The sequence below is a fragment of the Pseudoclavibacter caeni genome (assembly GCF_008831125.1).
In the GTDB taxonomy this organism is placed as follows: Bacteria; Actinomycetota; Actinomycetes; order Actinomycetales; family Microbacteriaceae; genus Pseudoclavibacter_A; species Pseudoclavibacter_A caeni.
Genome location: NZ_WBKA01000003.1, coordinates 1 through 20675, shown reverse-complemented (window position 1 = coordinate 20675; position 20675 = coordinate 1). Strand labels below are relative to the sequence as shown.

At 69.3% G+C, this 20675-nt stretch carries 20 protein-coding genes and 1 tRNA gene; 19 read left to right on the top strand and 2 right to left on the bottom strand.

Going from position 1 to position 20675, the window contains the following annotated elements:
- From F8O02_RS04295 to ndk, 3 genes are all read left to right on the top strand, one after another.
- The gene (locus F8O02_RS04295) at window positions 1-1341 is read left to right on the top strand and encodes a bifunctional folylpolyglutamate synthase/dihydrofolate synthase (RefSeq protein WP_158036024.1); all 1341 of its coding nucleotides are present in this window, start codon (window positions 1-3) and stop codon (window positions 1339-1341) included.
- Window positions 1342-1492: 151 nt separating this feature from the next.
- Entirely contained in the window at window positions 1493-1918 is a 426-nt protein-coding gene (locus tag F8O02_RS04290; protein ID WP_179416341.1) for a DUF4233 domain-containing protein, read from the top strand.
- Window positions 1915-2337 carry a nucleoside-diphosphate kinase gene (gene ndk, locus F8O02_RS04285; RefSeq protein ID WP_158036022.1) on the top strand — a complete coding sequence of 141 codons (423 nt, stop codon included), beginning with the start codon at window positions 1915-1917 and terminating at the stop codon, window positions 2335-2337. The genes F8O02_RS04290 and ndk overlap by 4 nt, the downstream gene beginning before the upstream one ends.
- Before the next feature lie 169 nt (window positions 2338-2506).
- Here the strand turns inward: ndk and F8O02_RS04280 are convergent, their stop codons facing one another.
- Window positions 2507-3103, bottom strand: a complete 597-nt coding sequence (locus tag F8O02_RS04280) for a vitamin K epoxide reductase family protein (RefSeq protein ID WP_158036021.1) — start codon at window positions 3101-3103, stop codon at window positions 2507-2509.
- 549 nt (window positions 3104-3652) lie between these two features.
- Between F8O02_RS04280 and F8O02_RS04275 the strand changes: the two genes are divergently transcribed.
- The 16 genes from F8O02_RS04275 (at window position 3653) to F8O02_RS04200 (ending at window position 20059) form a co-directional block, all read left to right on the top strand.
- Entirely contained in the window at window positions 3653-6049 is a 2397-nt protein-coding gene (locus tag F8O02_RS04275) for an Rne/Rng family ribonuclease (RefSeq protein ID WP_404821176.1), read from the top strand.
- 117 nt (window positions 6050-6166) lie between these two features.
- Window positions 6167-6475, top strand: a complete 309-nt coding sequence (rplU, locus tag F8O02_RS04270; protein WP_158036020.1) for a 50S ribosomal protein L21 — start codon at window positions 6167-6169, stop codon at window positions 6473-6475.
- A 19-nt stretch (window positions 6476-6494) separates the two neighbouring features.
- Window positions 6495-6752 (top strand): 50S ribosomal protein L27, encoded by a 258-nt coding sequence (rpmA, locus tag F8O02_RS04265; RefSeq protein ID WP_158036019.1) that lies wholly within the window; start codon window positions 6495-6497, stop codon window positions 6750-6752.
- Window positions 6753-6882: 130 nt separating this feature from the next.
- The gene (gene obgE / locus F8O02_RS04260) at window positions 6883-8535 is read left to right on the top strand and encodes a GTPase ObgE (RefSeq protein WP_158036018.1); all 1653 of its coding nucleotides are present in this window, start codon (window positions 6883-6885) and stop codon (window positions 8533-8535) included.
- Between the two features lie 2 nt (window positions 8536-8537).
- On the top strand, window positions 8538-9431 hold the full coding sequence (gene proB / locus F8O02_RS04255; protein WP_158036017.1) for a glutamate 5-kinase: 894 nt from the start codon (window positions 8538-8540) through the stop codon (window positions 9429-9431).
- A 105-nt stretch (window positions 9432-9536) separates the two neighbouring features.
- A complete protein-coding gene (locus F8O02_RS04250) occupies window positions 9537-10280 on the top strand; it encodes a response regulator transcription factor (RefSeq protein WP_179416340.1) in 744 nt (247 codons plus the stop codon).
- Window positions 10277-12085, top strand: coding sequence for a sensor histidine kinase (locus F8O02_RS04245; protein WP_158036015.1), 1809 nt, complete (start codon window positions 10277-10279; stop codon window positions 12083-12085). The genes F8O02_RS04250 and F8O02_RS04245 overlap by 4 nt, the downstream gene beginning before the upstream one ends.
- The gene (locus F8O02_RS04240) at window positions 12082-13371 is read left to right on the top strand and encodes a glutamate-5-semialdehyde dehydrogenase (RefSeq protein ID WP_158036014.1); all 1290 of its coding nucleotides are present in this window, start codon (window positions 12082-12084) and stop codon (window positions 13369-13371) included. The genes F8O02_RS04245 and F8O02_RS04240 overlap by 4 nt, the downstream gene beginning before the upstream one ends.
- 49 nt (window positions 13372-13420) lie before the next feature.
- A complete protein-coding gene (locus F8O02_RS04235; RefSeq protein WP_158036013.1) occupies window positions 13421-13630 on the top strand; it encodes a hypothetical protein in 210 nt (69 codons plus the stop codon).
- 14 nt (window positions 13631-13644) lie between these two features.
- Entirely contained in the window at window positions 13645-14259 is a 615-nt protein-coding gene (gene nadD / locus F8O02_RS04230) for a nicotinate-nucleotide adenylyltransferase (RefSeq protein ID WP_225734109.1), read from the top strand.
- A gap of 738 nt (window positions 14260-14997) precedes the next feature.
- Window positions 14998-15411 carry a hypothetical protein gene (locus F8O02_RS04225; protein ID WP_158036012.1) on the top strand — a complete coding sequence of 138 codons (414 nt, stop codon included), beginning with the start codon at window positions 14998-15000 and terminating at the stop codon, window positions 15409-15411.
- Window positions 15411-15815 (top strand): ribosome silencing factor, encoded by a 405-nt coding sequence (rsfS, locus tag F8O02_RS04220; protein WP_158036011.1) that lies wholly within the window; start codon window positions 15411-15413, stop codon window positions 15813-15815. The genes F8O02_RS04225 and rsfS overlap by 1 nt, the downstream gene beginning before the upstream one ends.
- Window positions 15816-15863: 48 nt before the next feature.
- Window positions 15864-15939: transfer RNA gene (locus F8O02_RS04215), tRNA-Ala, on the top strand.
- A gap of 690 nt (window positions 15940-16629) precedes the next feature.
- Entirely contained in the window at window positions 16630-17091 is a 462-nt protein-coding gene (locus tag F8O02_RS04210; protein ID WP_158036010.1) for a hypothetical protein, read from the top strand.
- A gap of 106 nt (window positions 17092-17197) precedes the next feature.
- Complete coding sequence (locus F8O02_RS04205) at window positions 17198-19594, top strand: cutinase family protein (RefSeq protein WP_225734136.1); 2397 nt, start codon at window positions 17198-17200, stop codon at window positions 19592-19594.
- Between the two features lie 243 nt (window positions 19595-19837).
- Window positions 19838-20059 (top strand): hypothetical protein, encoded by a 222-nt coding sequence (locus F8O02_RS04200; protein WP_158036008.1) that lies wholly within the window; start codon window positions 19838-19840, stop codon window positions 20057-20059.
- On the opposite strand, the gene F8O02_RS04195 is transcribed toward F8O02_RS04200, so the two are convergent.
- The gene (locus tag F8O02_RS04195; RefSeq protein WP_158036007.1) at window positions 20049-20495 is read right to left on the bottom strand and encodes a helix-turn-helix domain-containing protein; all 447 of its coding nucleotides are present in this window, start codon (window positions 20493-20495) and stop codon (window positions 20049-20051) included. The genes F8O02_RS04200 and F8O02_RS04195 overlap by 11 nt on opposite strands.
- Between the last annotated feature and the right edge of the window lie 180 nt (window positions 20496-20675).

The following is a 20675-nucleotide window of genomic DNA, read 5'->3' as shown; positions in this document are numbered from 1 at the left end:
ATGACGCAGACCTCCGGACAGCCGGAGTCGGTGGCCGAACTGGAGCGCGAGCTGTACGCCCGCGCTCCGGAGAACCGCATCGAGCCCCGGCTCGACGCGGTCGCCCGCGTGCTCGATCTCCTGGGCGACCCGCAGCGGCTCTACCGCATCATCCACATCACCGGCACGAACGGGAAGTCGTCGACGGCGAGGATCGCCGCGTCGATCCTCGGCGCGCACGGGCTGCGGGTCGGCGTGTTCACCAGCCCGCACCTCGTGCGCTTCGCGGAGCGCATCGTCATCGACGGCGAGCCCATCGCCGACGAGCGGCTGCTGGAGGTCTGGGCCGACGTGCGCCCGTACATCGACATGGTCGACGTGCGGTTGCACGAGGAAGGCCGTGCGGGGCTGACGTTCTTCGAGGCCCTGACCGTGCTCGCCTTCGCGGCGTTCGCGGACGCCCCCGTCGACGTCGTCTGCCTCGAGGTGGGCGTCGGCGGCGAGTGGGACTCCACGAACGTCGCCGACGGCGACGTCGCCGCGTTCGCCCCGATCGCCCTTGACCACACCCGGGTACTCGGCGACACGATCGCCGAGATCGCCCGCACGAAGTCTGGCATCATCAAGCCCGGGGCGATCGCGGTGACGAGCGCGCAGGCCCCGGAGGCGATGGCCGAGCTCGCCCGGCGCGCGGCGGAGCGCGACGTGCCGCTGCGCCGGGAGGACGAGGACTTCGCCGTGCTCGACGCCCGGCCCGCCGTCGGCGGCCAGGTCATCGACGTGCGGGGGCTCGCGGGAGAGTACCACGACCTCGCGCTGCCGCTGTACGGCGAGCACCAGGCGCACAACGCCGCCCTCGCGATCGCCGCGGTGGAGGCCTTCCTCGGCGGCGGCCGCCAGTCGATCGCGGCCGACGTGCTCGCCGAGGGGATCGGACATGCGAGCTCGCCGGGGCGGCTCCAGGTGGTCGCCCACGATCCCACGGTCATCATCGACGCGGCACACAACCCGCACGGCGCCCGCTCGCTGGCCCGGGCGATCACCGAGAACTTCGACTTCCCGCTGCTCGTCGGCGTGGTCGGGGTGCTCTCGGACAAGGACGCCGCCGGCGTGCTGCACGAGCTGCACGACGTGCTCGACGAGATCGTCGTCACCGCCTCCGCCTCCCCGCGGGCGATCCCCGTCGACGACCTGGCCGCGCTCGCGGTCGCCGAGTTCGGCGCCGAGCACGTGCGCGCCGGCGACGACGTGCAGGAGGCGCTCGACGAGGCCCGCTACCTGACCCGGGACGTCGACGGGGCCGGGATCCTCGTCACCGGGTCGATCACGCTCATCGGCGAGGTCGCGGCCCGCACCGCGTGAGCGGCTCCGCTCCGGGGCGGCCGGGGACGGACGGGCCGGTGCCGGCCGGACGTCCCCGGGCCGTTCTCATGCCGAGGCGGCCCGGGCGGGGTGGGCGTCGCGCCACGCCGTTTCCGGCGCCCGGCGCGGCCCGACCCCTACAATGGGGACGATGAACTCCACACCACGCTCCCCGGACGAGGCCGTCCGCACTAGCGGCGTCCGGCTGCGCGCCCGGCTCGCGGGGGTCGTGCTCGTCTTCGACGCCTTCGTGCTGCTGTTCGTGACCCTCGTCCTCTACGGGATGCGGTTCATCCCGTCCCCGCAGGTGTGGGTCATCGGCTGCGTCGTGCTCGTCGTGGACCTGCTCGCCGCGGCGCTCGTGCGGCGCGGGGCGATCGGCTACTGGCTCGGCTGGGCCGTGCAGGTCGCCCTGCTCGCCGCCGGGTTCTTCAGCGGCTACATCATGTTCGTCTCCCTGCTGTTCATCGCCATGTGGGTGTTCGTGTTCATCGCCGGAGCCCGGGCCCAGCGCGAGGCGGACGCCCTGGCCGGGCAGGCCGATTCAGACCGTTCGAGAGGAAAGATCGAAAGATGACCACCACATTGCAGCGCACCCTCGTGCTCGTGAAGCCCGACGGCGTCGAGCGCGGACTCACCGGGGAGATCCTCGGCCGGATCGAGCGCAAGGGCTACCGCCTCGTCGACCTGCGCTGGGTGCGGCCCTCGCGCGAGCTTCTCGAGCGCCACTATGCCGAGCACGCCGGCAAGCCCTTCTTCGAGCCGCTCGTGGAGTTCATGCTGACCGGGCCGATCGTGGCCGCGGTGTTCGAGGGGCACGAGGTCATCGCCGGGGTGCGCTCGCTGCTGGGCGCCAGCGATCCCACGGTCGCCGCCCCGGGCACCATCCGCGGTGATCTCGGCCGTGACTGGGGGGTTGCCGTGCAACGCAATCTCGTGCACGCCTCCGACTCGCCCGAGTCCGCCGCCCGCGAGATCGGCATCTGGTTCGCCTGATCCCCCGAGCGGCCCTGCCCCGGGCGCGACCGGTCCGGGGCCATCCGGTCGCAGCAGTCTCGGGAGCGCGACCGGCCGGCTCGCACGGGTCCCGACGTGGTCGAGTCGCATTCCGACATCCTCGGGAGCCGGTGCCGTCCGGTGCACGCGGCCGGGCCGGGCGGCCGGATCAGAGCAGCGACAGCCAGTCGAGGCGGATCTGCGCCAGCACGGCGATGAGCAGCAGGTTCAGCACGATGACGACCCAAGCCCACTGCATCAGCCAGCGGCCGACCGGCTCCAGCAGGCGGCCGAGGACGCCGGCGCGCAGCAGCCAGGCGGTCGTGTACCAGAACCCGATGATGGTGAAGAACCAGACCTCCATGCACCAGGGGCACAGGGTGCCGAGCGAGAAGATGCTCTGGGAATACAGCCAGGTGATGAACACGTAGCCGCCGAGCAGCCCCAGATCGAACAGCGCCCAGTACCAGCGGGCCAGCCGGGCGCCGGCGAGCACGCTCATGCCGACCACCACTGGCACGGCGAAGGCGATGAGCCCCAGCAGGGCGTTGGGGAAGCCGAGCATGCTGCCCTGCCACGACTGCATGTTCGGCGTGCAGGTGACCACCAGGTTCACCGAGCAGCTCGGTGTGTAGGCCGGGTCCTTCAGCGTCCTGATGTACTCGACCGCCAGCTCGAACGAGCCGAGCAGACCGCCGAGGCCGACGAGGACGAGCAGGAGGGCCAGCGGGCGGGACATCACCGGGGCGCGGTCGGGGGATGACATGCCGCTCATTATGGCACGTGGTCGGGCCGGCCCCGGTCGGGGGTCGCGGGTCGCGGATCCATGAGATAATGACCCGGGTCGCGTGAGTCGCCCTCACGCGTGGATGCACCCATCGCAGAGCGATGCCGGTGCGATCGGGGCTGTTGACCCCGTGAACGAAGGGTTTCCAGCGCGTCGACGCAACGCCGAGCGCACGGAGAGCGCCGCCCCGGGGCGACCGGGGGTGCGGCCGGATACAGGAGTGCACCAGCGATGGTGGGACATGATGAACACAGCAGGAGCGGTCTGTTCGGATCGCTGTTCGGCGGGATGCGTGCCCGGCGTGAGCCGGAGGACGGCCCGGGCCGCGCGGTGGCCGGTGCGTCGACCCCGGAGGACGCCTCGGCGAGCGAGACGTCCGGCGGGGCGGCCGGCTCGACCGTGCCCGGATCAGCCCGAGAGGCGGCCCCGGCCGCGGCGGACCAGCACACCCTCGATGACGCGGACCGCCCGGAGGGGCGGGCGATGCCCGTTCACCCGGATGCCGTGGAGCTGTCGGCCGCGGTGGTGATGCCCGCGGCGGCCGAACCGGCGGAGGTGCCCGCCGCGTCCGCTGTGGCCGCGCCTGACCCGGCGGATGACGGGCGTTCGGACGCGTCGGCGCCCGCGGCGGCACAGCAGCCGCGGGCTGAGGACACGGCCGCCGCATCCCCGTCGTCCCCGGCGGAGACGACATCGCACGACGCCGAGTCCGAGCCCGCGGCGCCCGCCGAGCCGGAGGCGCCCGCCGCGCTCGCCGACATCTCCCCATTCAGCCCGTTCAGCGCCCCGGAGCGGCCGGTCACCGAGCCGGCGGCCCCGGCCCCGGTGGCGGACGTGTCCCTGACCTTCCGCGAGCCTGAGCTGCCGGAGCCCGTCGAGGACGCCGGGGCCGAGCCGCCAGCGCCCGCCGCGGAGGAGCCGGTGCGTCGGCGCACCCGGCATCGTGCCGCGCGGCATCCCCGCCCGGAGGAGGAGCGGTCGGCCGAGGAGCCGCGTCGACATCCGGACCATCCGGTCAAGGTCAAGGGCTCCACCCGGCTCGAGGCGAAGAAGCAGCGGCGCAACGCGAGCCGCGACGCCGGCCGGCGTCGGCAGAGCGTCACCGAGGTCGAGTTCCAGGCCCGCCGCGAGGCGGTCGACCGACAGATGATCGTGCGCTCCACCCCCGACCGCATCCAGATCGGCGTGCTCGAGGACGGCATCCTCGTCGAGCACTACGCGGCGCATTCGAAGGATCTCTCCCTCATCGGCAACGTCTATCTGGGCCGGGTGCAGAACGTGCTGCCCAGCATGGAGGCGGCGTTCGTGGACATCGGGCGCGGTCGCAACGCCGTGCTGTACTCCGGCGAGGTCGACTGGGACGCCGTCGAGGTCAAAGACAAGCAGCGGCGCATCGAGATGGCCCTCAAGGCCGGCGACACCGTGCTCGTGCAGGTCACGAAGGACCCCGTCGGCCACAAGGGCGCCCGGCTCACCAGCCAGATCTCGCTGCCCGGCCGCTACCTGGTCTACGTGCCGGGCGGGTCGATGAACGGCATCAGCCGGAAGCTGCCCGACAGCGAGCGGGCCAGGCTCAAGCGGACGCTGAAGGAGATCCTGCCCGAGGGCGTCGGCGTGATCGTGCGCACGGCCGCCGAGGGTGCGACCAAGGAGCAGCTCGAGCAGGACGTCACCCGGCTGCAGCGGCAGTGGGAGGAGATCCAGCGGCTCAAGGAGACGCAGAAGGCGCCGGCGCTGCTGCACACCGAGCCGAACCTGCTCATCAAGGTCATTCGCGACGTGTTCAACGAGGACATCACGAAGCTCGTCGTCAGCGGCGAGGACGCCGAGGAGACGATCGACAAGTACCTGCACACGATCGCCCCCGACCTCGTCGACCGGGTCGAGCACTACGACGGCGAGAAGGACATCTTCGACGCGTATCGCGTCAACGAGCAGCTCGCCAAGGCCAGCGAGCGCAAGGTGTACCTGCCGAGCGGCGGCTCGCTCGTCATCGACCGCACCGAGGCGATGACCGTCATCGACGTCAACACCGGCAAGTTCGTCGGCTCGGGCGGCAACCTCGAGGAGACGGTCACCAAGAACAACCTCGAGGCGGCCGAGGAGATCGTCCGGCAGCTGCGGCTGCGCGACCTGGGCGGCATCGTGGTCGTCGACTTCATCGACATGGTGCTGGAGTCGAACCGCGACCTCGTGCTGCAGCGGCTCATCGAGTGTCTGGGGCGCGACCGCACGAAGCACCAGGTCGCCGAGGTCACCTCGCTCGGCCTGATCCAGATGACCCGCAAGAAGATCGGCATCGGCCTGGCCGAGACGTTCACCCAGCTGGCCGAGGGCACCAGTCCCGACTCCGGGCGGGGACGTGGCCAGTCGCGTCGGTCGCGCGGGCGCCGGACGCAGCAGAAGCCGGTCAAGAACACGCTCAACGCCGAGGTGAAGAACGCGGTCGCCCAGGTGGCCGCGAGCACGATCGCTCACGGCGCGGAGAGCACGTCGGCGGCCGGTGCGGAGCGGGCGGACGCCGCGCCACGGGAGACGGCCGAGGCACTCACCGAGCCGGCCGCTCCCGAGCCGCGACCGCCGCGTCCTGACGCCGCGGCGGGGAGCGCGGCCGTCGCGTCGGCCGCCGCGCCCGCGTCCCGGGCTGTGTCCACGGCGGCGTCCTCCCGGCCGGAGCCGCCGCGTGGCGTGACCGGGCGGGCGACGCGCCCGCGGCGGAGCGGCTCGCGTCGGGCCTCGGCGCCGGCGGGTGCCCCGGCCCCGATCCCGGCGGACGGGGGACTCGACCTGGAGCTGCCCGTGCCACGGCATCGGTCGCAGTCGGCGCAGAGCATCCCGGACCGGGACGCGCTGCTGGCGGATGTGCTCGCCCGCCTGCCGGAGGGCGACCGCGGACCGGGCGAGGCGGGTGATCGTCGGGAGTGACACGCCCCGCATCGGGTGTTTGCCCGGATGCGGATGACCGAGTACAGTGATGTGTTGGCTCGCGCTGGTTCTGCCGTCGAGTGAGCACAGACTTTTTCTAGAGACAAAGGATGACACGTGGTTTATGCAATCGTGCGCGCCGGCGGGCGTCAGGAGAAGGTCGAGGTCGGCACCGTTCTGACGATCGACCGGGTGCAGGCGGATGACAAGGGCGCCGTTGAGCTGCCCGCGCTGCTGCTCGTCGACGGCGACAAGGTCACCTCGAAGGCGGAGGACCTGGCGAAGGTCACGGTGACCGCCGAGGTGGTCGAGGATCTGCGCGGTCCGAAGATCAACATCCAGCACTTCAAGAACAAGACCGGGTACCGCCGGCGTCTGGGGCACCGCTCCGAGCTGACGCGCGTCAAGATCACCGGCATCAAGTAACAGCGAAAGGCGTGCAGACATGGCACACAAGAAGGGTGCGAGCTCGACTCGCAACGGTCGTGACTCCAACGCGCAGCACCTCGGCGTGAAGCGCTTCGGCGGTCAGGAGGTGAACGCCGGCGAGATCATCGTCCGCCAGCGCGGCTCGCGCTTCCACCCCGGCCAGAACGTCGGGCGCGGCAAGGACGACACCCTGTTCGCGCTGGCCGCCGGCTCGGTGGAGTTCAGCAGCAAGGGATGTCGCCGCGTGGTGAACGTCCTGACCCCCGCGGAGTGATCCCCGCGACGGATTCGTGATGAGGCGAGCTCGCACACAGCGGGCTCGCCTCTTTCTCACTCCGGCGGCCCTCGAGTCGTCGGAGATCACGGTCGGGCGCCTCCGGCCGCGGCGACCGAAGGAGTGAACGATGGCCCTCAGTTTCGTCGACGACGTGACCCTGCACGTCGCGGCCGGTGACGGCGGTGACGGCTGCGTGTCCATCCGGCGCGAGAAGTTCAAGCCGCTCGCCGGCCCCGACGGCGGTGACGGCGGCGACGGCGGTGACGTGATCCTGGTCTCCGACCCGCAGACGACGACGCTGCTCGCCTATCATCGTCGCCCGCACCAGCGCGCCGAGAGCGGCGGCATGGGCATGGGCGACTATCGCGACGGCACCACCGGCGTCGACCTCGAGCTGCCCGTACCGGTCGGCACCGTTGTCCGCGCGGCGGATGGCGAGCTCATCGCCGACATGGACCGCCCCGGCATGCGGGTCGTCATCGCCCGTGGGGGAGTCGGCGGGCTGGGTAACAACAGCCTGGCCTCGCGCCGCCGGCGCGCCCCGGGGTTCGCGCTGCTCGGCACCCCGGGCTGGGCCGGCGACGTGCGCCTCGAGCTGAAGACGATGGCCGATGTCGCGCTCGTCGGCTATCCGTCCGCGGGCAAGTCGAGTCTCATCGCCGCGATAAGCGCGGCCCGGCCCCGCATCGCCGACTATCCGTTCACCACGCTCGCCCCGAATCTCGGGGTCGTCGAGGCCGGCGACGTGCGGTTCACTGTCGCCGACGTGCCGGGGCTCATCGAGGGCGCCAGCGAGGGACGCGGCCTGGGCCTCGACTTCCTGCGTCATGTGGAGCGGTGCTCCGTGCTCGTGCACGTGCTCGACTGCGCGACGCTCGAGCCCGATCGCGACCCGATCAGCGATCTGGACGTGATCCTCGGGGAGCTGGCCCGGTATCCGGTCGGCGAGGGGCGCACCCCGCTGCTGGAGCGTCCGCAGCTCGTCGTGCTGAACAAGGTCGACGTGCCCGACGCCCGGGAGCTCGCCGATCTTGTCCGTCCGGAGCTGGAGGCGCGCGGGCTGCGGACGTTCAAGGTCTCCGCGGTCGCCCACACCGGGCTGCGCGAGCTGGTGTTCGCGATGGGCGAGCTCGTCGACCGGGCGCGCCGTCAGGCCGCCGAGGCAGAGGGGGCCGCCGCGACGGAGCATGCCGAGCGGATCGTGCTGCGACCCCGGGCGCGCCGCGACCGGCCGCAGTTCGAGGTGCGCCGTGAGACCGGGCCGGAGGGCGCGTTCTTCCGGGTGCTCGGCGAGAAGCCGGAGCGCTGGGTCGCCCAGACCATGTTCGACAACGACGAGGCGGTCGGCTACCTGGCCGATCGGCTCGCCCGCCTGGGCGTGGAGGACGAGCTGCTGCGGGCGGGGGCGCGCGCCGGCGACGCCGTCGTGATCGGCCCCGGCGCGCACGAGCGGATCTTCGACTGGGAGCCGTCGATCACCTCGGGTGCCGAGATCGCCGCCCCGCGCGGCGAGGACCTGCGGCTCAAGGACCACGCGCGGCCGACCCGGGCCGAGAAGAGGGTCGAGTACCACGAGCGGATGGACGCGAAGGCCGCCGCCCGCGAGCAGCTCGCCACCGAGCGCGAGGCGGGGCTGTGGTCCAGTCCCGAGGACTTCGTCGCGCCGGAGACCGAGCCCGACACGCCCGGCCGGGGGACGGACGGGGTGGATGCGGCCGGCATGGGAGCCTCCGGCGTCCCCGGCGAGGCGGACGCCGCGGCCGGGAGCGAGGAGGAATGACGATGACGACGGTGCGATCCCGCGCCGACATCCCCGACGCCCGACGGGTCGTGGTCAAGGTCGGCTCCTCGTCGATCACCGGCGAGAACGAGCACCAGCTCGGTCGTCTGGTCGCCACGCTCGCCGAGCTGCATGAGCGTGGCGCCGACGTCGTGCTCGTCTCCTCCGGGGCGATCGCGACCGGACGCCCGCTGCTGCGGCTCGACGGGCGCCCCGCGGATCTCGCCACCTCCCAGGCCGCGGCGGCGGTGGGGCAGGGGCGGCTCATGTACCGCTACGAGTCCGCGTTCGACGCCTTCCGGGTGACGACCGCACAGGTGCTGCTGACCGCCAGTGACATCCGCGATCGGGCTCATCGCCGCCATGCGCAGCAGGCTGTCGACCGGCTGCTCGAGCTGCGGGCCGTGCCGATCGTCAACGAGAACGACACCGTCGCCACCCATGAGATCCGGTTCGGTGACAACGACCGGCTCGCCGCGCTCGTCGCCGTGCTCGTGCGGGCCGACGTGCTGGTGCTGCTCTCCGATGTCGACGCGCTCTACGACCGCCCGCCCCAGCGCCCCGGCGCGACCCGGATCGGCCGGGTCGCCCATGATGACGATCTCTCGGCTGTCGAGGTGGCCCCGGTGTCCGTCAACGGTGTGGGCACGGGGGGAGCGGTGACGAAGATCGCCGCGGCCCGGCTGGCCACCGATGCGGGGGTGCCGGTGCTGCTCACATCGACCGATCACGTCGCCGAGGCGCTCGGCGGGGCGCCGATCGGCACCTGGTTCGAGGCGCGCCTGCAGCCCGGTCACGAGCTGACCGACACCGGAGCGCTGCAGACGATCGACGAGCAGGTGCTCCGCGCTCGTCCCGAGGGACGGTCGCAGCAAGCGGACACGGTCGAGCGCTGAGGTCCGATCACAGAGTTTGCGAACAGGCCGGTCACAGCCTCGGCACAGGGAGCCCTCAGTAGTCTCGGAGTGACCGGCGACCGGAGCCGGCGGATGGAGGTCACGATGACGACGGCGCGCGGACGGATGCAGACGCAGACGAAGGCGGAGGGGAAGAAGCCCGACGTCACGGTGCTCGTGGTGGATGACGAGCCGAACCTGCTCGAGCTGGTGGCCTCCGCAGTCCGGTACGAGGGCTTCGACGTGATCACCTCGCTCAACGGTCGCGGTGCTGTGGAGGCGGCCCGGCAGCATCGCCCCGATGTCGTCATCCTCGACGTCATGCTGCCGGATCTCAGCGGCTTCGAGGTGCTGCGCAAGCTGCACGAGATCGACGAGAGCATCCCGGTGATCTTCCTCACCGCGCGGGACGCCGTCGAGGACCGCATCGCGGGCATCACGGTGGGCGCTGACGACTACCTCACCAAGCCGTTCAACATCGAGGAGCTCATGGCCCGGGTGCGCGGCCTGCTGCGCCGGTCGCGCCGCTGGGTCGAGGAGGAGCACGACCCCACGATCGTCGTCGGCGACCTCGCCCTCAACGAGGACTCCTACGAGGTCACCCGCGGCGGCGACGACATCCACTTGACCGCCACCGAGTTCGAGCTGCTGCGCTTCCTCATGCGCAACGCGAAGAAGGTGATGTCGAAGGCACAGATCCTCGACCACGTGTGGCACTACGACTTCGGCGGCGAGGTCAACGTCGTCGAGCTGTACATCTCGTACCTGCGCAAGAAGATCGACCGCGGTCGCGAGCCGATGATCCACACGGTCCGCGGCGTGGGCTACGTGCTGAAGCCGGCGGCGTGACGGCACGATCCCCGGCCGGCACCCGGACGCCGACGCGTCCGTACACGGTGCCGTTTTTCCGGCACAGACTGCCGCTCAGCCGCGCGCTGCCCCTGCTGCTGGCCGCGCTGCTGTTCAGCAGCGTCGCGGTGATCGCCACGGTGACGACCTCGGCGCTCGATCGCTCGCTGTCCGGGCAACTGGACGCCGAGCTCACTCTGCTCGCCGAGCGCTCCGCGGGCACGGCGGTCGCCACGGGCCAGGCCACGGTCAGCCCGGACGACCCGGTGCCGCCGGGGCTGACCCGCTGGCCGCAGGCGCGCATGGTCAGCGTCGACCTGCGCGACGGCCGCGTGCGCGCCGGGTACATCGACGACAGCGACCACCCCGCCTATCACCAGCTTGACGCCGACCAGATCGCGGCGCTCATGCGTCTGCCCGTCAACGGGCAGCTGTACACGGTGCAGCTGCCGGATCTCGGCGCCTACCGCGCCGTGGCGTTCAAGGACACCAGCGGGGCCAGACAGGTGACGGCGGTGCCGACCGCGGAGGTCTCCGAGACGATCGCCCAGTACACGCTCGTGCAGCTGCTCGTCATCGCGGTGGCCGGCATCGGCGCCGTGCTGCTCGGCTGGCTGCTCATCCGTCGGGCGCTGCACCCGCTCGAGATCGTGGCGGGCACCGCCCAGCGGGTCGCCTCCCGGGAGCTGGCCACCGGCGACGAGACGATCACCGAGCGCATCCCGGACGCCTTCGTCGACGACGTCACCGAGGTCGGCCGGGTGGCCGGCAGCTTCAACCGCATGCTCACCCACATCGACGAGGCCTTCGCCGTGCGTCGGCGCAGCGAGCGGAAGCTGCGCCGGTTCGTCGCCGACGCGAGCCACGAGCTGCGCACGCCGCTCGCCTCGATCCGTGGCTACACGCAGCTCGTGCTGCGGGAGAGCGGCGACCTGCCGCCCGAGGCGGTCGAGCAGCTCGGCCGGGTGCGGGCGGAGTCGGAGCGGATGTCGGATCTGGTCGAGGACCTGCTGCTGCTCGCCCGCCTCGACAACGAACCGGTCATCCGCCGCGAGCCCGTCGACCTGCGCGGCCTGCTCATCGACGCGGTGGCCGATGCGCATGCGGCCGGCCCCGGCCATCACTGGCAGCTCGATCTCGACGCGAGCCGGCCGCTGGAGGTGCTCGGCGACGAGAACAGCCTGCGCCAGGTGCTCGTCAACCTGCTGGCCAACGCCAGGGTGCACACGCCGGAGGGCACGAACGTGGTGCTCGCCGCGCATGCCGAGCCCGTGCCGGTCACGGCCGGAAGGGTGACGGGCGCGGACAGCGCCGATCCGAGTCAGCCCGGGGCGTCCACCGGCTCGTCCACCCGGGGCGGGGACGCTGACGAGGGCGCCGGCGGACGGCTCGGCGGCATCCGGGCCGCCCGGGAGCGGCGGCGCCAGGCCCGCGCCCAGGCCAGGAACGCGGCGCCGACTGTCCCCGAGGCGCGTCCCGACGCAGGGCGGGTGCGCATCGAGGTGCGCGACGACGGGCAGGGCATCCCGCCGGACAAGCTGGACAGCGTCTTCGACCGGTTCGTCAAGGCGGACGATTCCCGCGCCCGGCTCAACGGCGGGTCGACGGGGCTCGGCCTGTCGATCGTGCTCGCGCTCGTGCACGCGCACGGTGGGTCGGTCTCCGTCACCTCGCACCAGGCGACCCCGGAGGACCCATCGCACGGCACGGTCTTCACCGTGCTGCTGCCGATGCTGCCGGCCGAGCCCGACGAGCCGGACGTGCCCGAGGAACCCGACGCGCAGGCCGGTAGACTGGGGGCATGACGGCTCAGGATGACGTGCAGGATCGACTCGATCAGGCCACCGCGGCGCTCACCCCGCGGCTGCAGGCCGCCCGGGCGGCGGGGCGCGTGCTCGCCACGCAGACCTCGGCGGCGAAGGACGCGGCGCTGACTGCCATCGCCGACGCCCTCGTCGCCCGTGAGGAGTCCGTGCTCGAGGCGAACGCCGCGGATCTCGAGCGCGCCCGCGTCGAGGGGCTGCCGACGCCACTGCACGATCGACTCCGTCTCGACCACGACCGGGTCGCCGCGCTGGCTGCGGCGGTGCGTGACGTCGCCGCGCTGGAGGACCCGGTCGGCACGGTGGTCCGTGGCCGCCGGCTGCCCAACGGCGTGCGCATCGAGCAGGTGCGCGTGCCCTTCGGTGTGCTCGGTGTGATCTACGAGGCCCGGCCGAACGTGACCGTCGACATCGCGGCCCTCGCGCTCAAGAGCGGCAACGCGGTCGTGCTGCGGGGCGGCAGCGCCGCCCGTGAGACGAACCGGGTGCTCGTCGAGGTGCTGCGCGAGGCGGTCGCCTCGGTCGGCCTGCCCGCCGACGCGATCGCGAGCGTGGACGACTGGGGTCGTGCTGGCGCCGACGTGCTGATGCAGGCGCGCGGCCTGGTCGACGTGCTGATCCCCCGCGGGGGCCGCTCGCTCATCCAGCACGTGGTGCGCACGGCGGCCGTGCCGGTCATCGAGACCGGCGACGGCAACGTCCACGTGTACCTGGACGCGTCGGCAGATGTGCGGCGGGCCTGCGACATCGTGGTCAACTCGAAGACGCAGCGGGTGAGCGTGTGCAATGCTGCCGAGACGCTGCTCGTGCACCGTGACGCGGTCGACCGGGTGCTGCCCGCGGTGCTCGCCGCGCTCCACGATCGTGACGTCGTCATCCACGGTGACGACACGGTGCAGGGGATCGACCCCGACGCCGTCGCCGCCACCGAGGCCGACTGGGGCACGGAGTACCTGGCCCTCGAGATGGCGGTGCACGTCGTCGACTCGCTCGACGAGGCGATCGCGCACATCAACCGGTGGTCGACGCATCACACCGAATCGATCGTCACCGAGGACTACGCGAACGCCGAGCGGTTCCTCGCCGAGGTGGACTCGGCGGTGGTGATGGTCAACGCCTCCACGCGCTTCACCGACGGCGGCCAGTTCGGTTTCGGTGCGGAGGTGGGCATCTCCACGCAGAAGCTGCACGCCCGCGGGCCGATGGGGCTGCCGGAGCTGACCAGCGCGAAGTGGCTCGTGCGCGGCGAGGGGCAGGTGCGCGAGTGAGGTCGCGGGGATCGCGTATCATGGAGGCACACGAGACAGTGAGGAAGCCATGATCGAGACCGTGAACCTGCTCGCCAGCGAACTGCCGGAGCACACCATGCCGATGGCCCCATGGGGCTTCGCCGTGGTCGCCGTGCTGGCATTCATCCTGCTGGGGCTGATCACGTTCAGCTACCGAGACGTGCAGAACCGTCACACGGACGAGGTGATCCCGCCGATCCCCGAGCTTGACGGGCATGCGTCCGGGCAGCACCACTGAGGGCAGAGGGACTCTTGGGGACGCCCGCGCCGTCCGGACGCCGTCGGCGTCTCGGCGTGATGGGCGGCACGTTCGACCCGATCCACAACGGGCACCTGGTCGCCGCGTCCGAGGCGGCGAGTGCCTTCGATCTCGACGAGGTCGTGTTCGTGCCCACCGGCCAGCCGTGGATGAAGGCGGATCGCCGGGTCACCGACGCCGACCAGCGGTATCTGATGACGGTGATCGCGACCGCGTCCAATCCGCGGTTCACCGTCAGCCGGGTCGACATCGACCGTCCCGGGCCCACGTACACGATCGACACGCTGCGCGACCTGCACCGACAGCGCCCGGACGCCGAGCTCTTCTTCATCTCGGGCGCTGACGCGATCGCGCAGATCCTCACCTGGAAGGACAGCGAGGAACTCTGGGAGCTCGCCCACTTCGTGGCCGTGAGTCGGCCCGGGCATCCGCTGTCCCTTTCCGGGCTGCCTCATGAGGACGTAAACTTGCTGGAGATACCCGCGCTGGCGATCTCGTCGACGGACTGCCGTCGCCGCGCGAGCCGGGGCCAGCCGGTCTGGTACCTGGTGCCGGACGGGGTGGTCCAGTACATCAACAAATATGGACTGTATCGGGATGAGGACTAAGTGGCCGAGACACATCAGCTGACGCGTCGCGAGATGCGCGCGCGCGAGCGCGCCCGGGAGCAGGCCGCCGCGGAGGCCGCTGCGCAGGAGCGACGACAGGCCGGTGCCGCCTCCCAGGCGTCCGCGCCCTCGTCGAAGCCGGCCGCGCCGCAGCCGTCGCCCGCGGCTGCGACGAGCGCTCCGGCGACCGCCTCGGCATCGTCTCCCTCTGTATCCTCGGCGGAGCACCGGCACCATCGTCACGGTCGGTTTGCCGCGCCCGCCGCGAGTGATCCCGCACAGGGGGGTCCCTCTGTGCGGACACCGCGCGCGACCCCACAGCCCGTGCCCTCGCGTCCGGCTCCGACGCAGTCGGTGCTGCCGCGTCAGGGTGGCGGGTCTGCATTCGTGCGTCCGGCGTCCGAGACGGCGCAGCGGCAGCGGCCCGCAGGGTCGGCCGTGACATCTCGTGGATCCCGACCGTCCTCCGGTGCGGCGGTCGACGCGACCGACCGTGGCGGTCGGTCCTCGAGTCCGGCTCAGTCTCGTCCGGCGTCCGGTGCGGCACCACAGCCAGCGCCGACCGCGGGAATGGCCCCGTCGACCGGCGGCAGGAAGGCCGGAAACACCGCCAGACCCGGTGGCGCCACGCTCCCGTCGGCGGCAGCGCAGCATGATGCGAGCGCTGTCACGCCGTCGCAGCCGAGGGGGGAGTCCCGCGGCGGGCGCCGGCGTCCTCTGCTCGGTGATGATGTCCAGGTGGCGCCGAACCGACCGCTGGCGACCGGCCCCGCCACCGCCAGCGTCCTCGTGCTGCCGAGCACGCCCGAGCAGCGCACGCTCGGCGTGCCGCTCGACTCCACCGGCGAGGTGGTCGTCACGACCGGATCGATCACGCTGCCCCAGGTGACCACGGACACGGGGGTGATCCCGGCGGTGTACGAGCGTGACCAGGGCGACCCGCTGGCTGACACCAGCGACTCCGTGCCGGTCACCGACGAGACGCGTCCCGTCTCCGCGGTCGAGACCGTCCGCCGCTACGAGAGCGAGCGGATCCTGCCGCAGAGCGCCCACCACGACCGGATGAACAAGGTCTCCGTTGGCCTGCTCGTCGGCGCCGGGGTGCTGCTCATCGCGGCCACCGTGTTCGTGCTGCTCCGGATCTTCGGCTGATGGCGGCGAGTGAGGCGGCGCTGCATGTCGCACGGGTCGCCGCGCGTGCGGCGCAGGACCGGGGCGGATCGGACATCGTCGGCATCGACGTCTCCGGACGCGACCCGTACGCCGACGTGTTCCTCATCGTCACCGGCAGCAGCGACCGCAACGTCAAGGCGATCGCCGACGCGGTGCAGGACGCGCTCGTCGAGGCGGGCGTGCACATGCGCAACCGTGAGGGGCGCGAGCTCGCGCACTGGGTGCTGCAGGGCTTCGGTGACGTGGTCGTCCACACCTTTCAGGCCGAGGCGCGCGACTTCTACGCGCTGGAGCGGCTCTGGGACGACTGCCCGACGGTCGATCTCGGCCTGGACGACACGCCCGAGGCGGTGGATTTGCGTGAGCCGAGTGAGATGTCCTAGGATGAACGAGTTGGTCGGAGCGCTTCAGGCGTGAGACCGCCCCGCCAGGGGCCTGTGGCGCAGCTGGTAGCGCACCTGCATGGCATGCAGGGGGTCACGGGTTCGAGTCCCGTCAGGTCCACCACGAAGTTCTTGCTCGAACCCTCGACAAGAGCAATGAGATTATCGGACAGTGCGTCTAGGGAGAGCCCGTCGGTTTCGGCGGGCTCTTTTGTTTGCTCCGGGCTGCTGGGTGTGGGGCTCTGTGTGCGTCGTGCCCCCTCGACGAGCGCGCGGCTGTCTGAGCCATAGATGATGTCGAACGGCGCTTGGTAGGCCGCTTGGACTTGGTGTTTGCCGTCGTCGTCGGTGGTGATGAGGAGTTTCTCGAAGAGGAGCTGGTTGAACCCAATGGGTCCTCGCCAGCCAGCTCGCCGACGTCCGCCTCGCGGCCAAGATCCAGACCCAACGCAACTACATGACCGAAGCCACCATCTCCTGGGGAGCCTGGCCCGGCGGCGAGATGCCGAGAGATGATCCCTTCCGCAGCTTCCCCCGGTGACAACCGAGCGAACCAGCTGCCATGCATGGCATCGCAGCTCAACGCTTCACGAAAATACCTGATCATGAGATAATTGCACCAGGTAGCGATCTACGTTGAGTCCTTACGGCAATCTCACGACCACCTGTCGCGATGAGTCTGCCGCTAGCGTGAGATCGCAGTCACCTACAGCATCAATAGCGCGCCTGGAGCGCAGGAGAACAGTGCGTATGACAACAGCGAATCAGAGCGATCGAACCTTGCGGGGAGAGCGCCATGAGTAGGCGACGGTGGATGATTCCTATCGGCGCTGTCTTGCTGGTCGGCCTCGGGGCCGTTCTCGCGATCGGCGTGGTGAAGATGAACGCCGCGAACAGCGAGTTTCAACGCCTGCGTGCGAGTATCGCTCCGCCCGATGGCTGGGTGCTTGCGAGTGAGAACACGCGGTTAACAGGTTTGTTTGGAACCTGCTTCACGTCAGTACTTGATGTTCGTGCTTGCCCGTCAGCGTTCGACAGTTACGCAGTTACGTCGGGCTACTCTGAGGGGAAGCTGACCGATGCTCTCGAATCGTCCGGAGTGACGATCACAATGACGGACTGCGAAGAGCAGACAGGCAACGGCCGAGGTACTTTCACCGTCTGCAGCGTGGCTGGCCAACGCGACGGGCACACTATCAAGATGCAAGTCATCGGCACCGTCGACTCGACTGGGGTAGTTGCCGACCCCGAGGGGCGGCTCTCGATCGATCGGTGACGATGCGCCGCTCTACGAGCCGATGACAGGTCGATACGCGCGTGTGAGGCGCCTCGTTGGGTTTGGCGTGGGGGCATTGGTGGTAGGAGCGGTTCTCGTGCCGTCGATGCCTGCGACCGCTGCCACAACAGGTCTTGACGGAGAATGCGCAACAGTCGAGGTCGTTTTTGCGCGTGGATCAGGGCAAGGGACAGGTGATGGAGAGGCAGAGCGATTCCGGGCGCAAATTGATTCGCGAGTCAAAGCACCCCTGAGCTACAACTACTACGAACTCGGCTCCCAGAAGATCGATGGGTTCCAGTACCCCGCCGTGAAGGTGGACGGCTGGGAGTCCGGGACCGGCGTCGGCGCGAAAATCACCAGCGGTGGAGCTTGGCGCTATGGCGACAGCGTCAATCAAGGTGTTGATGAACTGGACCGCTACATCGAGAAGCGGATCGCGAAGTGCGGAGCGGATACCAAGTTCATCCTCGGCGGCTATTCGCAAGGTGCTCAGGTCATCGGGGAAACGTACGTTGAGAAGTTGACCAACAGTGAGCGGGACAAGGTTGTCTTCAACGTGCTGCTCGGGGATCCGAAACTCTACTTGCCCGAGGGAGAGCGACCGTTCCTCGGTACTGCTCCGGCGTGCACTGGAAAGTACACGAAGTCTGAGTGGCGACGCGACGTCCCTGTGTGCGAGACGGATGGCGGATCGCTCGGCGCTCGTAAGCCCTACTTGCCCGCATCCTTCACGTCGTCGACGGGACTGTGGTGCGCTGATGCGGACTTTGTGTGTGGTTCGCGAAAGGTGTTCTGGGACAACGACGGCCACGGCACGTACAAGAATGAAGGCGCTGGGATTGATAAGGGGGTTCGAGAGGCGGTCGAGCGGCTCCGTTCCGCGCTACCGGCAGAATCTCAAGATGACCTCGACATCAAGTTCTATCCTGTCAAATCCGGCACTACAGGTCTCGACGTTGCGTTCCTGATCGACTCCACGGGGTCCATGAGCGGACAGATCGAGGCTGCAAAGGGAATCGCCTCCACCTTGGCCACGTTCGTTCAAGCAAACCGTGGACGTGTCGCGCTCATTGAGTATCGCGATGCAGGTGACGAGTTCACGGCTCGTATCCTCAGCCCGCTGAGCGACACAACGGACGACTTCTCGGCACAACTCTCTACCGTTGTCGCAGACGGTGGCGGAGATACTCCAGAAGCGCTCTTGCACGCTCTCACGACGACATTCAACGGTCTCGGCTGGCGCGCCGGTGCGACAAAAGCAGCGATCGTGCTCACTGATGCCGACTACCATGACCCTGACGTCGTTGACGGATCCACTCTCGCGAGCGTTGCGCAGCGTAGCCTCGAGATCGATCCAGTAAATGTCTATCCTGTCGTATCCGAGTGGATGGCCGACTACTACGCGCCGCTTGCTGAAGCAACGAGTGGCAAGGTCATTACAGACAGCGGCGACACAACTGCTGCACTGGAAGATGCATTGACCGTCATCGAAGAGCGGCCGGTGCCAACGCTGGAGTTCAACCATTATTACGGCCCGGTCGGATCAACGATCCGATATGACGCAACTGGCTCCTACTCGGTGTCTTCGGAGATCGTGAAGTGGGATTGGGACTGGAACGGTGACGGCGTATACGACCTTGAGGGGGGCACTTCTGTCGAGGAGCACGTGTACGACTCTGAGTTCGATGGTCTCGTCCAACTGCGAGTCACGGACAAAGACGGGCTCATCGCCAACTACTCCGTCCCGGTGACGATTGGTGCGGCACCCGAGCCGACGACGATCCCGGCCGATTCGCTCACCGTATCCGGCTCTGGGTCTGAAGCGACACTGGTCTGGGAGGCCAGTGTGACGCCGAGCAAGGCGTGGGGAATCACGGTGAACGGCGTGCCGGTTGGCACGGTTGATGCGGAAGCGCGAAAAGTGACAGTTGGAGATCTCAATCGGACCGAAACCGTCGAGTTCGGTGTGGCTCCGATCTCGGCCGAGGATGAAGTCGGCACGTCACGCGTCGCCTACCTTGATCCTCCGGTCGTTGAGCCGACTCCCACCCCGACACCAACGCCAACCGCGACGAGCACTCCGACACCGACACCATCGGTCACGCCGACTCCCTCCGCTAGTACGGCATCGCTCAGCCTGTCGGCGGCAACTGTTGAACCGGGCGGCACGCTCACTGTGAGCGGAAAAGGCTTTGTGGCGAGTGTGCCGGTCGACATCTGGCTTCACTCAACGCCCGTGCTGCTGGGCCAGACAAATGTGAGCGCCTCCGGCAGTTTCGCAAAGCAGGTGACCATTCCTTCGACCACCACTCCCGGTATGCACGAGGTTGTCGTGTCTACCTCGAATGGCGACGTAACGGTGAACCTGGAGGTTCGCACAGCTTCAGCTGCTGCGCTCGGCGCTACCGGTGGCACATTCTCTCCGTGGTGGGTCGTAGGTGGACTAGGAGCACTCGTACTCGGCGCAGTCCTTATCCTCTGGCGTCGTAAGCGCGCCTGAGCATGCAGTGCTCTGTCTAACGGGGGCGACTTCGGCTTCTTGCTGAATGTGCCGTGCGTTTCGCGTACGACTCGCTTCATCGCTCTAGTGGTTAGTAGCTCTGGTGTCTGCGCGTCGTCCTGGCGTGCAGAACGGAGATCATCCTGATGGAGAACCAATCACGCTGCCCTGCCTGGTGGCGGCGAGCACCTGCGCGACTCTTCAGTAGACCCCGTCCACGAGTCACCGCTCGGTTCGGTGCCTGTGACTACCTTGGAGCGATCGTTCGATCGCGACGAATCGCTGGTGAGAACGAGCAATGCAGTCACGCTTGACGTGGCGGCGTTCCAGTACCTTGATGATCACGAGACCTGGATCGCTGTCGTTGAGGCCGAATTTCAGCAGCAGCGGATTGAGATCTCGCTAGAGAGTGCGCACCGGCTGATGACAGTACTTGGTCGGTTGCTCGGCGTGGTCAGCGGATGAGTCCGCGCTTCTCCAACTCGGGGTCGGGCTTCACCGCCGCGCCCGCCCCTGAGCGGTCCGAGTCGGTACCCCATTGTCTCGAAGGTGGCGGAGGATCGTGCTCGCCTACGGCGGCAAGCGAGAGGCCCGATTGGTAGAGCGTGATCATCCGCTCGACTTCCTCTTCGGCTGCGGGTTGCAGGCGTAGTGCAATTCCTTGGCGCTTCAGGATGGCGCTGATCGTGACACGGTGGCAGCCGAACTCTGCCGCCAGCTCGTAGACCGTCTTCCCCGCCAGGTAGCCTTCCGCGATTCGGTGGGCCTGCTCATCCGAGATTCGGGGCTGAGCCTTGCGCCTGGCATTGCCAGTTGGGGCGTCTTGATCATGACGCACGACGCGTCGGAGCAAGCGATGCGCCTTCCGCAGTTCGTTTGCATGCGAGGAAGACAGTCCCACCAGAAGTTCCTTACGGGAACACTCGACATCGGAAGATGCGGGGTGTTCCCGTTTGGTGTTTCCGGGGTTTTCTGGCTCATCGCGGATGGGAGTGTAGGAGCGGTCTGAATCCGCCGGCTTCGAGGAGCGATCTGGCGATGTAGTGTGTGAGGTTCCGGAAGCCGAGTGCGGAACCGCGAA

Excerpts from the sequence above, each read along its gene's own strand:
- F8O02_RS04295 (WP_158036024.1), top strand. The coding sequence starts at position 1 with ATGACGCAGACCTCCGGACAGCCGGAGTCGGTGGCCGAACTGGAGCGC.
- F8O02_RS04290 (WP_179416341.1), top strand. The coding sequence starts at position 1,493 with ATGAACTCCACACCACGCTCCCCGGACGAGGCCGTCCGCACTAGCGGC.
- ndk (WP_158036022.1), top strand. The coding sequence starts at position 1,915 with ATGACCACCACATTGCAGCGCACCCTCGTGCTCGTGAAGCCCGACGGC.
- F8O02_RS04280 (WP_158036021.1), bottom strand. The coding sequence starts at position 3,103 with ATGTCATCCCCCGACCGCGCCCCGGTGATGTCCCGCCCGCTGGCCCTC.
- F8O02_RS04275 (WP_404821176.1), top strand. The coding sequence starts at position 3,653 with ATGCCCGCGGCGGCCGAACCGGCGGAGGTGCCCGCCGCGTCCGCTGTG.
- rpmA (WP_158036019.1), top strand. The coding sequence starts at position 6,495 with ATGGCACACAAGAAGGGTGCGAGCTCGACTCGCAACGGTCGTGACTCC.
- obgE (WP_158036018.1), top strand. The coding sequence starts at position 6,883 with ATGGCCCTCAGTTTCGTCGACGACGTGACCCTGCACGTCGCGGCCGGT.
- proB (WP_158036017.1), top strand. The coding sequence starts at position 8,538 with ATGACGACGGTGCGATCCCGCGCCGACATCCCCGACGCCCGACGGGTC.
- F8O02_RS04250 (WP_179416340.1), top strand. The coding sequence starts at position 9,537 with ATGACGACGGCGCGCGGACGGATGCAGACGCAGACGAAGGCGGAGGGG.
- F8O02_RS04240 (WP_158036014.1), top strand. The coding sequence starts at position 12,082 with ATGACGGCTCAGGATGACGTGCAGGATCGACTCGATCAGGCCACCGCG.
- F8O02_RS04235 (WP_158036013.1), top strand. The coding sequence starts at position 13,421 with ATGATCGAGACCGTGAACCTGCTCGCCAGCGAACTGCCGGAGCACACC.
- rsfS (WP_158036011.1), top strand. The coding sequence starts at position 15,411 with ATGGCGGCGAGTGAGGCGGCGCTGCATGTCGCACGGGTCGCCGCGCGT.
- F8O02_RS04210 (WP_158036010.1), top strand. The coding sequence starts at position 16,630 with ATGATTCCTATCGGCGCTGTCTTGCTGGTCGGCCTCGGGGCCGTTCTC.
- F8O02_RS04205 (WP_225734136.1), top strand. The coding sequence starts at position 17,198 with ATGCCTGCGACCGCTGCCACAACAGGTCTTGACGGAGAATGCGCAACA.